Here is a 14,565-nt window from a genome sequence, read left to right as displayed (position 1 = left end):
GTCGGCGATGAGTCGGAATCCACCTCGCCTGTTCTCTATCTCAGAATTTTGGGTGAGTGATTATCTCACAACCATAGATATTACAGGCATATGTATGTAAACTCATGCCCGGAAAACGACTGGCAGGGCGTGCCAAACCGGAGCAGAGTCTACAGCTGTTCTCTATCTCAGAACCGATACGATCGAGAGAAACTGACTCAGAGATGCTAGTAAACATCGGTGAGGTCGTTCCTTCCGGCGTTTCGAAGCAGTTCTCTGTTATTGTGGTCGGAGCTAACGCTGCCCCGTTTTCTATGATAGAACAAGACTTATCACGCCAGCTTCGGTGTGCGTTCATATGGGAGATACAGCCAAACACCCCGTTCGGACGACCGAAAAATCGTTACGCATCGTCGAGGAACTCAATCGATTCGGAGAGGCACGGATTACGACGCTGACGGACGAACTCGAGATGGGGAAAAGCGCCGTTCACAATCATCTCTCGACGCTCGAGAAACACGGATACGTGATCAAGAACTCCGAGACCAAAACCTATCGCCTTAGTCTCAAATTCCTCGATATCGGCGGGCAAATTCGGAGTGAGAGAGCCGTCTACAAGGTCGCCGAACCGAAAGTCACGGAACTGGCGGATGCGTCGGGGGAGTTGGTCCACCTCGTCGTCGAAGAAGACGGAAAGGGGGTCTACCTCTGCCGAGCGAAAGGCGAGCATGCGGTCGATCTGGATACGTACGTCGGTTGCAGACACCACATGCACAGTACGGCCTTCGGGAAGGCGATTCTCGCTCATCTCCCGACGGAACGGGTCGACGATATCATCGACCAACACGGCTTACCGGAAGTCACGTCCCGAACGATCACGTCCCGCGATGCCCTCCTCGAGGAGCTAGACCGAACGCGGGAGCGTGGGTTCGCGGTCGACGACGAAGAACGTCTCGAGGGACTGCGCTGTATCGCCGCGCCGATTCGGTTCGATTCGGACACTATCGGTGCGATCAGTATCTCGGGGCCGACGACGCGAATCGACGAGACGTGGGAGGCAAACGAGTTCGTCGACCAACTCTGTCGCGTCGCAAATGTGATCGAACTCAACAAATACACCGTGTAGTACAGCCGTGGCGTAGCTCCCGTCCGCCGTTCGCTCCTGCTGGTCGAACCAACATATGACAGCCACTCAACTCACCAAACCACTTTAATATTAGAACGTAATAGTGTACACTGCACTTATGAGTACGCAACGACGGCACGACCGGGAGTTCGTGCGCACATTCTTTACGACCCCAACTGCGGTGGAAGGAGAAGACGATTCGGCCAAGATGCTGCGCGGTGCAGTCCAACTCCGCGGTATCGAAGCTCCGGACGTCTGGGTGCCGGACAACGAAGACGCGACCGCACCGTCGATGCGCGACGAAGGAGCCGAGAACATCATCGACGTCATCTCGGAAGAGGGAGCCGACTTCCCTGGCGAGATTCACCCGCGCATCGTCTGGCACCGGGACAGTCCCGAAACCCGCCATCAGTGTTTCAAGCACATGCTGCAGATTGCCGACCCCGAGAACGGAGCCATTGAACACATCGACGGCTTCGTGATTCCAGAAGTCGGCGACATCGACGACTGGAAGAAGGCCGACGAGTTTTTCACCATCGTCGAAAACGAGTACGGTCTGGACGAGGGTAGTCTGGCCATGTCGGTCATCGTCGAAAGCGGTGAGGCCGAGTTAGCGCTCGGGGACCTCCGCGACGAGATGGGCAAGCCGTCGAACAATCTCGAGCGCCTGTTCCTCCTCGTCGACGGTGAAGTCGACTACACCAAGGACATGCGTGCGATCACGCCTACCGGCGGGCTGCCGCCGTGGCCGGAACTGCGGCACAACACTTCCCGCGGCGCGAGTGCGAACGGCCTGATCGCGGTCGACGGCCCGTACGACGATATCCGCGACGTCGAGGGCTACCACGAGCGCATGACCGAGAATCAGGCGAAAGGAATGCTCGGAATCTGGTCGCTCACGCCCGGGCAGGTCGAAGAGGCGAACAAGTCGCCGCTCCCACCGAAAACCGGAAGCTGGCTCCTCGAAGTCAACGGTCGTGACGTCGAACTCCGCGAGGAGGACGGCCAGTACGTCTACGACGGCGACGGGATCGAACTCGAGGAACTCGACGACGACCAGTACCGACTCACCGTCGGTGGCGACGAACGCGAACTCGACGGCGATGCACTGGCAGAAGAACTGCTCGATCTGGCGTCCTACATCCCGAGTATGAACGATATCGTCGACTCGATGGAGGAGTTCGAAGCGGCCAAAGAGGCCGGCCGCGGTGCCATCGCTATGGAGCAGTCGGCCACGCTGCTGGTCGACGATGTCGAAGTCTCCATCAGCAACGACCGGATGTGGGACGAAGCGACCTATCAGGCCGCTCAAACACCCATTACGCTGTTCCAGGACGTCTACGAGAACCGTCCCGACCAACACGAAGACCTAGAAGAGATGTACGGCGAGGAGATCGTCGAGCGTGCGATGGTCGTCGGATAATAATCGGATGCCAGAAACACGTCTAACCTCCGGTTGCGCCCGCTACGGAACGCTTAGCCAGCGCTGTTTCGCAATCTGACTGGTCGGCAGGACCCCACCACAAACTCGAGGCCGACGTCATCTGTTACTCGGCAGACGCTCGCTCCACGGGCACCGTCCGGGGTGAGACCGAACACCGCGTCGGGCACTGTTCCTGACGCGTCTCTGATCACCGAGCTACCTGTCTTCGATATACTTTCTGAACCGGATATTTTCTCTCAGAACGCTGATGTCGAAAGGCCAGCCTCGACAGTAGTGCACACCATCCACAGCCGACTGCACATTCCTGCTGTAATCGGTATGCCCGCTCTCGAGTCCGGCTCGTCTATCCATGGGACGGGACACTTCGAAGCGTACCGATTGATGCAACTGCTGATTCCGGACGAAATCGTATCATCGAAAAGATGTTATGTTTACCCACTTATCAATAAAACATTCAAATCTCGAGTGTGGTGGCGATTCGATCGGTGACTGCTTGCGCACAGCCCGTCTGAACCGAGAGTCACTTGATGCCTGTGTCGTGTTCGGCCACGAACGCGCAAGACGTACAATGGACGAGTCCGATGGACAACGTATCGAATGACTTCTAAAAGCGGCCCAACGTCGCCATCGGAACGGATCGTCGGTCTCGATGCGCTCCGGGGATTCGCGTTGTTGGGCATTCTGGTGGTCAATATCTGGGTGTTTGCGATGCCCGAGTCGACCCTCTCCAATCCGACGGTGTACGGTGCGTTTACCGGGGAGAACTACTGGGCCTGGTTCGTCGGCCACGTATTCGCCCAACAGAAGTTTCTCACGCTGTTTACGATTCTGTTCGGCGGCGGTGTCGTCTTGTTCACGCGCAACGTCGAGAACAAAGGGCTGTCGGTGCTGCAACTGTATTTCCGACGCTCCGGGTGGCTCGTCCTGTTCGGCCTCGCACACGCCTATCTGCTGTGGTACGGTGATATTCTCGTCACGTACGGCCTCTGTGCCTTCGGCGTCGTCTTTCTTCGCGATCTCGAGGCACGGACGTTGCTGCTTTTCGGGCTCAGTCTGGTGGCCGTTCCGTCGCTCCTCGAGGTCTTGTCGGGGTTGACGATGGATCCGGCCGTGATCGCATCCACGTGGCGACCACCCGAGCCGATGCTGCAAGCCGAAGTCGAAACGTACCGTAGCGGGTGGATTGACCAGATGAACCACCGCATCTCGGCCTCGTTCCAGCGCCAGACGACCGGCTTTCTCGGTTACGCTGTCTGGCGCGTCGGCGGTACCATGCTCATCGGCATGGCGCTGTTCAAGTGGGGCGTACTGACGAACGATCGGTCACCGCGGTTCTATCGCCGACTGATCGGTATTGGATCGGTCAGTGGGCTCGCTGTAATTCTCACCGGTGTCTGGTACATTCAGGCGAACGACTGGGGGACGAGCGCGGCGCTGTTCTGGCGGCAGTTCAACTACTGGGGAAGTTTCCCGCTCGCTGCGGCGTACATCGGCGTCGTGATGGCGTACTGTCGGTGGCGGCCCGCAGGCGTCGTGACGCAGACGTTAGCTGCCGTGGGCCGGACCGCGTTCAGCAACTACATCTTGCAGACCGTCCTCGCCACGTCGATCTTCTACGGCCACGGTCTCGGTCTGTTTGGGCATCTCACTCGAGTCGAACTGTTCGGGGTCGTCGTTGTCATCTGGGCGGTACAGATCGTGCTGTCGCTGCTCTGGTTGCGATACTTCCGATTCGGTCCGCTCGAGTGGCTCTGGCGCGCGCTGACGTACGAGACTCGCCAGCCGATTCGGGGGAGCAAAACGGAGCGTTAGGGCGGGTCGAGTGGCGCGCCGGCGAACGTCGTCACTCAAGGTGGACATTCAGCACTGGGACCGGTGCAGTCCGGACGATTCGTTCGGTGAGCCCGTCCGGTAACCCCGTCCGACTCACGATGAGATCGGCGTCCGTCATGGCGACGTGTGATTGTAGTTCCGAGATTACTGTCCCGGAGACGACCGTCGTGACGACCTCGTCGACCCCTTCGCTCGCTGCAACCGCTGCTGCGTCGTCGATTACGCCGTGGGCGGTCGCTTCTAACTGGTCGACGACGTCGCGTGACCAGACGCTGGTTCCGAGCACCGACGCAGTAACGACGGCCAGCAGGTGAACGTTAGCCCCGTCGCGGGCCGCGAGCTCAGCTCCCCGTGTCACCTGCTCGAGTCCGTCTCCGCGCTGGTCGACGAGTACCAAGACTGATTCGAACGGGGGTGATCGCGTGATTTCGGCGTCCGCTCGAACCGTTATCACGGGTGTCGAAGCGGTGGTGAGACGTTGCGTAACCGAACTGCCGAAGACGGACGCACCGAGACGTCGTCGCCGCCCGACCCCAACAACGGTCAGATCGATTTCGTGGGACGCGACACAGCGTGCGAGCGTCGACTGGCGCGTGGTTTCAGTCCGGTTTGGGAACTCCGACACCACTTCGCCGGTCGTCTCGAGCAGCGTGTGCTCGTCGGTGCTGCTCGCTCGATCGGTCGACTGGGCGGTCGCAACCACGTCGCGTTCGATTCGCACGACGCGGTGTGTACTCGTCTCGACTGGTTCGAGAACGTACAGGCTGGCCCCGTGGGTAGCAGCGACGTCGACGGCGTAGCCGACTGCGGGGTGCGTTCGGTCGTCGGTATCGACCTGCACAAGCACGCGATCGTACATCTGAGTGGTTTGTTCCGGTCGAAATCGGTGCTCGAGACGATCAGTAGAGATCGCGTTCCTCGTACACCGCCGCCGCCTCTCGGACGTGCTCGGCGTTGATCTCGGCGCCGTACTCGTCTTCGAGTTCGTCGGCGATCTCGTGCAGCGTCTCTTTATCCGCCCCGCTCGGTCGGAGTGCGTTGTAGATCTCGAGGATGCGGTCGTCCGGCACGGCCGTCAGCTCGGCGGCTCGCCGGAAGTTCTGTGCGAGCTGTGGCCGTCCTTCCTGTTCCGCGATCTGTGCCTGTTTTTCGAGCGTTTCCGGGGCGATGACGAGTTCATCGCCATCGATCTCGCCGTCGACGACTTTCTCGAGTGTGATCTCGGAAAGCGTCGTTCCCTCGGGTGTTTCGACCTGGTCGGGGTGATCTGAAAGTGGGTATTCGATATCGTCGGTCATGGTTAGAAGGAGACCTCCAGTTCCATCGGCTCTTTGTCTTCGTCTTTGTACTGCATCTCTTTGATGTGCCAGACCGCCGCGAGCGCCTGGTATTTCGGTCGTGCCATCGGGTCGTTTGCGACTGGCACCGGCTCGGGTGTCTCGCCTTTGGCGTACCGTGCCGCGTTCTTTCCGATCGCACGGAACGTCTCGAGGTCGATCAGCGGCGCCTGCGGGAACAGTTCCAGATTGCTGAGCGGGACGAGGTCCTCCTGATGGATGAGCGTCGTGCCGCGCGTCTGGATGCCGATCGAGATCCCCGAACCGCTTAATTTCGCGCCCCGGAGTCCGATGACGCCGAGGTCGAGCGTATCAGTGAAGCGAACGACACGCGGTGTGAGGCCTTCCTCTTCGATTCCGGCCATCATCTCCCGAAGTACGTCGGCTAAGTTTACGCCCGCCAGCGTCTCGTCTTTCAGTTCGTTGAACCCGGCGCTGATGGAGATGACGACTTCATCTGTCGCCGTTCCCTCGGTTGCGACGCCCGTTTCGGTCAGTTCGAGGGTCCGCGTCTGCTGTTGTGCGTGTGCCATGACTAGATATCCTCCGGATCGACGGCGAATCGAATGTCTTTCTTCTCTTCCCAGCGCTCCCCCTCCAGTCGGAATCCGGTTCCGGGGCCCTGATACTCGTTGGGGTCGTTGACTGCGCTTACGATGTCGAACTCGCCGTCACCCTCGAAAATTCCCGACGTCTGGATGTAATCGCCTGCGACACGCCCTTTGAGGATGCCGAGCATGTTCTGGGCGATCGTCTCGAACCCGTTTTTGGCCAGGATCTTCACGACATCGGCACCGGTGACGCCGTCTTCGAGTAGTTCCTCCGCCGCTTCGATGTCTTCGGCCGTGCTGCGCTCTGGCATGTCCTTACTGCCGTCGGCGTAGATCGCCGCGTCGACTTCCTCGTCCGTGATCGGGGGGAATCCGAGCTCCTCGAACACGGTTTGCAACGCTTTGACGGCGCGTTCGCGGTACTCGAGGACTGTCTCCTCGTCGACGGGACGTGTTCCGCCTTCGACTTGCAGATCTCGTTGCATGACGTTGTACTCGTCGAAATCTGACGAGTCGAACGTCGAACCGGCGAACATGTTGTCGTAGTTCGGCACGGCGCTGTATCCCGAGAAGATGAAGTCGGTACCGGCGAGGAACTGGGGCATCATCCGCGCCGTCCGTCGCTTGTCAGAGTGGGTAAACGTCTGGTCGTTCCCCGAGGCGACCTCGAGGTCGGCCATCATCGTTATCAGGTTTTCGGCGGCGACCTCCTTGACGCCGGCCGGGACCGACGTCGGGATCGCGATACAGCTGATTCCGCCGTTTTGGAGCCCTTGCACGCCACAGCCTTTCGTGACCAGAATGCATCGCGTCTCCAGATAGAGCATCGACTTCCCTTCGGCCTGTCCCATGTTGAGCTCCGCTCCGGCACCGGACGTATACCGCATCTTTAGCCCACGGGATGCGTATCCGGAGGCGAGGAACGCTTTCGACCACGGGGTGTCGTCACCGTCTTTGAACACGTCTTCGGTGCCGTAGACGGAGACGGTTTCCGCGTAGCCGGTCATGCCGCGCATGCCGAGCTCGAGTTCCGTCGCCTCCTCGACGGCACACTGCGTGATGACGCCGCCGCGACCACACTGTGCGCCGATCTGTTGGGCGAGCGCCGTCAGCGGTGCCATACGGGCCACGCCGACGGTGTTTTCGACCTCGTAGAAGCCCCGGAGTGCGGCCTCGGCCGCGTCCGCCGCGATCTGTGCCACGTTGTCCTCGACGCTCGTCACGTGACACTGGTTGCCGGGTGTCTGGCGCGTTCGCATCTTCTTCATCGCCATGATGATCTCGGCGATGTCGAGATGGTTGACGACGGAGACCAGTTTCGCCGGTGTCATCGCCGTCGACAGTTCGACGATCTCTTCTCGGGGAACGTTGATATCGACGAGATCACGTGCGAACGACTCCGAATCGACGTCCATCGCGTCTTCGGCTCGTTCGACGTTAATCGCATAGTCAGCGATGAACCGGTCGATGAAGTCGAACTCATCGCGGTCTTTCCCGTCCATCTCGACGATCTGTCCATCGTCGACCGTGATGCTCGGAGCGGGGTCGTTCGGACTCTCCATGGCCACGAATCCGACGTCGGGCCACTCGTTTACGAAGCCGTCCTCGGTGACTGCTCGTTCATCCAGTTTCTTGAACCGGTTCGACCGCCTGGTCCCGGTCTCTTCGGCCGCGCTGGCTTCGCCACCCCCATCTGTAGCTGGTGTGTCATTATTTACCATTGCACACGCCAACTTCGACAAGCGTGTGTATATAGTTTGATGTTTTCACCACTCCTGTGTAAAAGTAAAGAATATCTAGCCACATTGCAATTGGATACCGATTCGAATCGTGACCGTCGCCGATCAACTGCGTTCGAAGGCGTCCGCACCCGCCTGTGCGACTTGTATGTCTTCTTCTGCGCTGCCGCCGGAAACGCCAATCCCGCCGACGACGTCGCCGGATTCGTCCTCGAGCGGGAGTCCGCCACCGAAGGTGATGATCCGTCCGTCGTTCGTGTTGCCAAGTCCGTACAGTGACTCGCCCGGTTGTGACACTTCGTGGATCGTCTCCGTGTCCATCTTCAGCGAGACCGAGGAGTAGGCTTTGTTCTGCGCGATATCGACACTCGCCAGGAGCGCCCCGTCCATTCGATGGAACGCGACGAGGTTCGCTCCCTCGTCCATCACCGCGATGCACATTGGTACGCCGATCTCTGCGGCCTCCCCTTCTGCTGCCTCGATCATCTCTTTCGCCGTGTCGAGTGTTACGTCTGTCATTCGTGGATCCATCTGTATACTCCGAACACTGAGAAATAAGTCTATGGTATGAGTTCACGTGATGGGTGATACCGTACCATCTCCTGTTCGGTCCCTGTCTGTTCCCCAGTAAGGAGACGGCAGGCCCGAAGCCCCAATTTCAGGAAAAGGTATTTTGCGTTCGCTACCTATTGTCAATAGGTCACACATGGGTCACATCGCAGGCGTCGATATCGGGAACTCGAGTACGGAAGTTGCGCTGTTACGCCGATCCGACTCGGGAGAGACCGAGTTTCTCTCGGCGGCTCTGTATCGGACGACGGGGCTGAAAGGAACGAAAAAGAACGTTCCGGGCGTGCTCAACGCACTCGAGCAAGCGGCGGAAAACGCGGCTATCGACGTCTCGGAGATCGATCGCGTGCTCCTCAACGAGGCCGCGCCGGTCATCGGCGACGTCGCGATGGAGACGATTACTGAGACGGTCATCACGGAGTCGACGATGATCGGCCACGATCCGTCGACGCCGGGTGGGATGGGCCTCGGAACCGGAACGACGGTCGAGATCACCGCATCGATGGACGACTACTCGACGGCCGAGCCGGTCATCTTTCTCGTTCCGGAGACAGTCGACTTCGCAGCTGCAGCCGAACTCATCAACGAGTGGACTAAGAACGGCTACGAGGTCGCCGGCGCGATCGTCCAGAAAGACGACGCGGTTCTCATCAACAACCGCATCGACGTGGAGATCCCGATCGTCGACGAGGTCAGGAAACTGGACGAGGTGCCGCGTGACCAGCGGGCGGCCGTCGAGGTCGCGCCGCCGGCGAGCGGAAAGACGATCGACGAACTGTCGAACCCCTACGGTATCGCGACGGTGTTCGACCTGTCTCCGGAGGAGACACAGAAGATCATCCCCGTTGCCCGTGCGCTCGTCGGCAACAAGTCCGCAGTCGTGATCAAAACGCCGGAGGGCGACGTCGAGGAACGAACCATCCCGGCCGGAACGTTACAGATCATCGACGAACGGGGGAACTCGACCGAGGTCCCGGTCGATCAGGGTGCTGACGTCATCATGGATGCCGTGATGAACAGTTGGCCGGTCTCGGACGTACAGGGAGAAAGCGGTTCGAACATCGGGGGGATGTTGAACCGGGCTCGGAGCAGCATGGCTGCAGTTACTGGTCAATCTATCGACTCGATCGAGATCCGTGACATCATGGCTGTCGATACGCTGGTTCCGCAGGCGGTCGAGGGGTCGGTCGCCGATGAACACTCGATGGAGAGCGCCGTCGGGCTCGCGGCGATGGTCAAGACCCAACAGCTCCCGATGCAACAGATTGCAGCCGGGATCACGGACGAGTTGGATACTGAGGTCGTTATTCAGGGCATCGAAGCAAAAATGGCCGTCCTCGGCTCGCTCACCACGCCCGGAACGGACTACCCGGTCGCGATTCTCGATATGGGTGGCGGTTCGACCGATGCCGCATACATGGCCGAAGACAAAACCATCGAGTCGATTCACCTCTCCGGGGCCGGCGACATGGTGACGATGCTCATCAATTCCGAACTCGGCCTGGACGACCGCGACCTCGCGGAGGCGATCAAGATCAATCCCTCCGCGAAGGTCGAAACCCTGTTCAGCGTCCGTCAGGAAGACGGAACCGTCGATTTCCTCGATGAGGCAGTCGCTCCCGAACTCTTCGGTCGCACCGTTCTCCTTACGGGTGACGGTGAGATGCGGGCGATTCCGCTCGATACGTCCCCCGAAGAAATCCGTCGAGTTCGGCGGCGGGCCAAGCGGCGCGTCTTCGTCACAAACGCACAGCGAGCGCTCAACATCATCACGCCGACGGAGTCAATTCGACAGCTATCGTTCGTCGTCATGGTCGGTCGCTCCGCGCTCGACTTCGAAATCCCCGAACTGATCTCGGACGCCATGGCCGAGTACGGAATCGTCTGTGGGAGTGCCAACGTGCGTGGCGAACTCGGGCCTCGAAACGCCGTGGCAACGGGCCTCGTGCTCTCCCATAGCGACGGCGAGTCGTATCTCGACTTCGAAATCCCAGCCGAACTCTCGTCGGCGCTCGAGCGAGTGCCGGCCCACTCCACCTCCGAGCGCCGTCCCAGTTAAGATGGGTTGCTGTCACGATCGTTCCATGGCCGTTCAGGAGTGAAGTGGCCCTATAGAATTTTGTATCTGGCCCGGATGAACTACGCTATGAGTGGCTGTCGAGGCGAGATCGAGTCCGACGACGCGGTGCCCCGTCTCTTCGTGTGGTGTCTCGAGGCGGAGATCCCCGAGACCGTCGAATACATCGAACACGGCATCGAAGAAGAAGCCGTTTCGTGGGCTGTCGACGGGGGGCACGATGGTGATGCGATCGCCGTCGCCCACGAAGCTGCGACCAACTCGGCGCTGAACATCGGTGTCAGCGTTACCGCCGACGCACGGGTCGTTGTGCACCACGCTCAGCTTTCGGCTGACGAACCGGTGTTCGACAGTGCCGAGGTGACGGCACAAACGGCACGAAAACTCGGTGCGAATTCGGCCCGTCTTGCAAAGGGAACCCCACTCAAGCCGATCGGCTGACACGGCACTCGGGATTGACATCCTCCACGCCGTAAACGACGTGGAATCCCGACCGCCGTTGGGATATTACGGTTTACAGTCCACGACCTGTTCTCGCGGGGCGAAACGGCCCCCGTTACGATCGAACAGGTGGACTGAAGGCTGTGCCAACCAGCCGTTACTCCTATCCTCAGAAGGACTCGGAGTTACTTTTCGGCGGATGTTCTCCGCACCGTTCACGTCCGCGTTCGCCACCGTATCACACTCCTCGCAAACGTACAACCCGCGTTCAACACGCTGGTTGCCGTCCTTCGTTCCGCAGGCGGAACACGTCTTTGAGGTATCGCGTTCGGACTCAACCGTTAGGTCGATACCTTCGGCTTCCGCTTTGTAGTCGAGTATCGACGTCAAGCGGTCAAACGCCCACCCGTGAAGGTCGAGATTTCCGTGTTTGCCCCAGTTGCAGGACTCGCCGTTATCGTCGTCTCGGATACCGCCGAGGTCACCGATGACGATCGTCCCGACACCCCTCTCGACGCACTCCGAAACGATGTGTTTTGAGAGGGTGTGCAAGAAGTGGGTTCGGCGTTCCGTGCGCTTACGGTCCAATCGAAGCCGCTCGTTCGACCGGCTGTCGTCGCACTTCGCTTTCTTTCGTCCGAAGTAGTATTCGTCCTCTTTCAGCGCGTTTCCGGGGAAGAGGATTGATTCACCGCCGAACGAAAGCGCGGCAACGTTCGAGATGCCGAGGTCAATCCCGGCAGTTTCGTCTCCCGGTGGTTCGGGATCAATCGACTTTCGGCAGATGAAGTGGAGTCGCCACTCGTCGTACTTGTGGACAGCCCGAACCTGTTGGATGTCCCACTCGGAGAGGTCTACGTCGGGACGTAGCTCGTACTCGCACAGCACGAAGTCCGAGCGGTGTTCCTTCAGGTTGCGTCCTTTCGAGAGGCGAACGCGGGTGAACTGTGCATCCTGCTTGAAGCCAGCCGCCTTGAACGACACAGTAGAACGCGGGTGGGAATCACCGCGCTTGCGGTAGCCGGGTGGTCGGGCACGGCTATCGCCGTTCCGACGCTTTGCGAACCAGCCGTTGAACGCTTCAGCGAGTTCTTCGAGAACGCGCTGACTGGATTGAGAATGAAGGTCCGTGTAGCGTTCGTGACCTTTGAGTTCGGATTTGAGTTCCCCGTCATCGGGGATCTCGCCCGTTTCGTCCCACTGCTCTTGTGCGTAGTAGCGACCGACGTTCCAGAGCTTCGATGCAGCCCGTCCGAGTTGATCGAGGTCGTCACTCACCTGCCGTGGGTTCGTGATCGACGCCTCGAATGTTCGGTGGGTTCGCATCGGATTCTGGACTCATAACCAGTTATGAAGTCCGAGAACATAATAGAACCGATTCAGTATAGAATATCCGGCCATGCAACAGGCGGTGGATTGTTGCATCAATTGACGGCGCGTATCCACGCCCTGAAGGGCGTGGTATTGCGCCTGTTCAGCGTATAACCTACCTAGACGCTCGATCCGTCAGCTATAGTAGCCACTGAAAGTCAGTGCACACCCAATCGCACGACGGCTGTACGATCGGTGTGTAAACCGTTTCAGTTGTTACTATAGCGGCCCCATTTTCGGACTCTCGATAGACGATGCAATTCCACTGATACCGACGGTTCGCTGGCCATCCACAACCAGTAGCTGCTATATCTCACTATATTTTATAGCTATACTATATATGTATAGTGTCCATCTATAGTTAATGTCTATATCATATAGCTATTGGTCTCAACTATACTTACAATTTACCTATACAGAGGGTGAAATCGAAACCGAGTAACCCGCCACTCTGTCCGGGAAAATCGTCGATTACACCGTTTTACACCTCTCTATCGCTGTTTTCGATGAGCTATACTTGTCACCTATTGTTGTGAACTATATATTATAGCTATACTAAAAACATATTGGATAGAACGATACTTGACAGGTATACTCAGAAACTATCACTGGTGTCGATAGTCGAAAACGATACCCGAGACCGATACTCCAAAACTACTGTGAGGACTCGAGGTCGTAGCCCCACTCGCGAAGAACCGATGCGATCAACTCCGGGTTGCGCTGGGCGACGACCATCGCCGCTTCGCGGTAGTCCGATTTGTAGACGTTCTCTCCGAGGCGCTCCTCGAGATTATCCTGCAGTTCGGCTTCGGCGTCGATGACGTGGTCGCGCAGGAAAAACGGCACCTGCTCGCGGCCCTCGTTGACCTTGTTCCGGCGGAGTTTGTACGGAATCGAGTCCATCGTCGGATGGCCGTGATCGTTCGACTCATCGGCGGATTCAGTCTCGGTCGCTGTCGACTCTTGTGTCGCCGATTCGGGCGTGTGCTCGGGCTGTGTCGATGACGGCTGCTCTGGTTCGGTGTCGGGGGCGTCAGTCGACTGTTCGTCGGCGGGCGACTCGTCGAACGGGTCGTTTGCACTGGACTCGTCGTCGGAGCCGTCCAACCCTGCATCTCGAGAGCCGGATTTGAGTCCCATTAGACGGTCACCTCCGGTGTCTTGAGGCCAGCCTGTCGTTCCAGCGTACGAGCGAGGTCGTCGAACTGCTCGAGGGTTTCGACCTCGTACTCGCGTTTCCGGTTCCGGTGTTTGTCGACGTACGTGTACGGACTGCACTGCTGTTTCCAACTGCCTTCCATCAGCGAGCCTCGGTCACCGATGACGACCGGAACGGGGAAGTCCATCTCGCGGAGTTCGGTGAGGATTTCCCGTTGGTCGCGGGTATCCTTGTAGCCGATCGGCACGACTGCGAGCACGCCAACGTCGATGCCGGTGCTCTGTTCTAACCCATCGACGAGGTCGTCGAGCCCAGTAATCGACTCCTGGCCTTTCGCCGTCACTTCGAACGGGATGACGACGTTTCGAACGGCGACGAGCGCGTTATAGAGGACCGGCCCGGCTTTCCCTGCCGTATCGACGATCACGACGTCGTAGTTGTCGCGAACGTTTCCGTCCCGAAGGACGCGGTGGAGCTGGTGGTACATCGAGAAGGAATCTCCCAACCGTTCGGCTTGCTCCTTCTCGCGCAAGAGCAGTTCCGGCAGGTCCTCGAGCATGTTGTGCGATGGAATGAGATCGATCCCTTCTTCGACTTCGATCGTGAGGTCGTCGAAGTCGCCTTTCGGCCGCCCGATCAGATGTCGAACGATGTTGTCGACTTCGGAATCGCCACGGTCGTAATCGGGGCCGAAAAAGTAAGTGAGGCTTCCGTTCTGTGTGTCCAGATCGATTACGAGAACGTCGAGTCCGGCCCGAGCGTGGCTGACGGCGCAGGTCGCAGACGTCGTCGTCTTCCCGACGCCGCCCGCTTCCGAAACAGCGGTGTAAGTCAGCATACGCTGATAGTCACGGTCCGTGAGTATAAATCTAACCGATAACTTCCAGTCAACACATATGGCTGCATGCTATAGCTACATTCTATAGCTATACTTCACA

General features: G+C 58.9%; 13 protein-coding genes. 5 read left to right on the top strand and 8 right to left on the bottom strand.

From position 1 onward, the window contains the following. Positions 1-337: 337 nt before the first annotated feature. The 3 genes from GCU68_RS18645 to GCU68_RS18635 all read left to right on the top strand — a co-directional run bounded on the left by GCU68_RS18645 (position 338) and on the right by GCU68_RS18635 (position 4,361). Positions 338-1,105 (top strand): IclR family transcriptional regulator, encoded by a 768-nt coding sequence (locus GCU68_RS18645; RefSeq protein ID WP_152944144.1) that lies wholly within the window; start codon positions 338-340, stop codon positions 1,103-1,105. A gap of 118 nt (positions 1,106-1,223) precedes the next feature. Further along, positions 1,224-2,528: a malate synthase AceB gene (aceB, locus tag GCU68_RS18640; protein WP_152944142.1), complete on the top strand. Its 1,305-nt coding sequence runs from the start codon at positions 1,224-1,226 to the stop codon at positions 2,526-2,528. Positions 2,529-3,146: 618 nt separating this feature from the next. After that, complete coding sequence (locus GCU68_RS18635) at positions 3,147-4,361, top strand: DUF418 domain-containing protein (RefSeq protein WP_152944140.1); 1,215 nt, start codon at positions 3,147-3,149, stop codon at positions 4,359-4,361. 31 nt (positions 4,362-4,392) lie between these two features. Here the strand turns inward: GCU68_RS18635 and GCU68_RS18630 are convergent, their stop codons facing one another. The 5 genes from GCU68_RS18630 to GCU68_RS18610 all read right to left on the bottom strand — a co-directional run bounded on the left by GCU68_RS18630 (position 4,393) and on the right by GCU68_RS18610 (position 8,528). After that, complete coding sequence (locus GCU68_RS18630) at positions 4,393-5,241, bottom strand: universal stress protein (protein WP_152944138.1); 849 nt, start codon at positions 5,239-5,241, stop codon at positions 4,393-4,395. A gap of 40 nt (positions 5,242-5,281) precedes the next feature. Continuing rightward, on the bottom strand, positions 5,282-5,680 hold the full coding sequence (locus GCU68_RS18625) for a diol dehydratase small subunit (RefSeq protein ID WP_152944136.1): 399 nt from the start codon (positions 5,678-5,680) through the stop codon (positions 5,282-5,284). Positions 5,681-5,682: 2 nt separating this feature from the next. Further along, the gene (locus tag GCU68_RS18620; protein ID WP_152944134.1) at positions 5,683-6,252 is read right to left on the bottom strand and encodes a propanediol/glycerol family dehydratase medium subunit; all 570 of its coding nucleotides are present in this window, start codon (positions 6,250-6,252) and stop codon (positions 5,683-5,685) included. A gap of 2 nt (positions 6,253-6,254) precedes the next feature. Beyond that, positions 6,255-7,991, bottom strand: a complete 1,737-nt coding sequence (locus tag GCU68_RS18615; protein ID WP_152944132.1) for a propanediol/glycerol family dehydratase large subunit — start codon at positions 7,989-7,991, stop codon at positions 6,255-6,257. A gap of 123 nt (positions 7,992-8,114) precedes the next feature. Then, positions 8,115-8,528, bottom strand: a complete 414-nt coding sequence (locus tag GCU68_RS18610) for a GlcG/HbpS family heme-binding protein (protein WP_152944130.1) — start codon at positions 8,526-8,528, stop codon at positions 8,115-8,117. 187 nt (positions 8,529-8,715) lie between these two features. Between GCU68_RS18610 and GCU68_RS18605 the strand changes: the two genes are divergently transcribed. Both GCU68_RS18605 and GCU68_RS18600 read left to right on the top strand, forming a co-directional pair. Continuing rightward, complete coding sequence (locus GCU68_RS18605; protein WP_152944129.1) at positions 8,716-10,638, top strand: diol dehydratase reactivase subunit alpha; 1,923 nt, start codon at positions 8,716-8,718, stop codon at positions 10,636-10,638. A gap of 87 nt (positions 10,639-10,725) precedes the next feature. Further along, the gene (locus tag GCU68_RS18600; RefSeq protein WP_152944127.1) at positions 10,726-11,097 is read left to right on the top strand and encodes a glycerol dehydratase reactivase beta/small subunit family protein; all 372 of its coding nucleotides are present in this window, start codon (positions 10,726-10,728) and stop codon (positions 11,095-11,097) included. A 66-nt stretch (positions 11,098-11,163) separates the two neighbouring features. Here the strand turns inward: GCU68_RS18600 and GCU68_RS18595 are convergent, their stop codons facing one another. The 3 genes from GCU68_RS18595 to GCU68_RS18585 all read right to left on the bottom strand — a co-directional run bounded on the left by GCU68_RS18595 (position 11,164) and on the right by GCU68_RS18585 (position 14,465). Then, positions 11,164-12,423: an RNA-guided endonuclease InsQ/TnpB family protein gene (locus GCU68_RS18595; protein WP_152944125.1), complete on the bottom strand. Its 1,260-nt coding sequence runs from the start codon at positions 12,421-12,423 to the stop codon at positions 11,164-11,166. Positions 12,424-13,122: 699 nt separating this feature from the next. Next, the gene (locus tag GCU68_RS21830; protein ID WP_227015082.1) at positions 13,123-13,608 is read right to left on the bottom strand and encodes a hypothetical protein; all 486 of its coding nucleotides are present in this window, start codon (positions 13,606-13,608) and stop codon (positions 13,123-13,125) included. Next, complete coding sequence (locus GCU68_RS18585; RefSeq protein ID WP_152944123.1) at positions 13,608-14,465, bottom strand: ParA family protein; 858 nt, start codon at positions 14,463-14,465, stop codon at positions 13,608-13,610. The genes GCU68_RS21830 and GCU68_RS18585 overlap by 1 nt, the downstream gene beginning before the upstream one ends. Positions 14,466-14,565 lie beyond the last annotated feature (100 nt).

This window comes from Natronorubrum aibiense (assembly GCF_009392895.1).
GTDB classification, from domain to species: Archaea; Halobacteriota; Halobacteria; order Halobacteriales; family Natrialbaceae; genus Natronorubrum; species Natronorubrum aibiense.
Note: the sequence above shows the minus strand (reverse complement) of the source record. Positions and strands in the feature narration are given on the sequence as shown.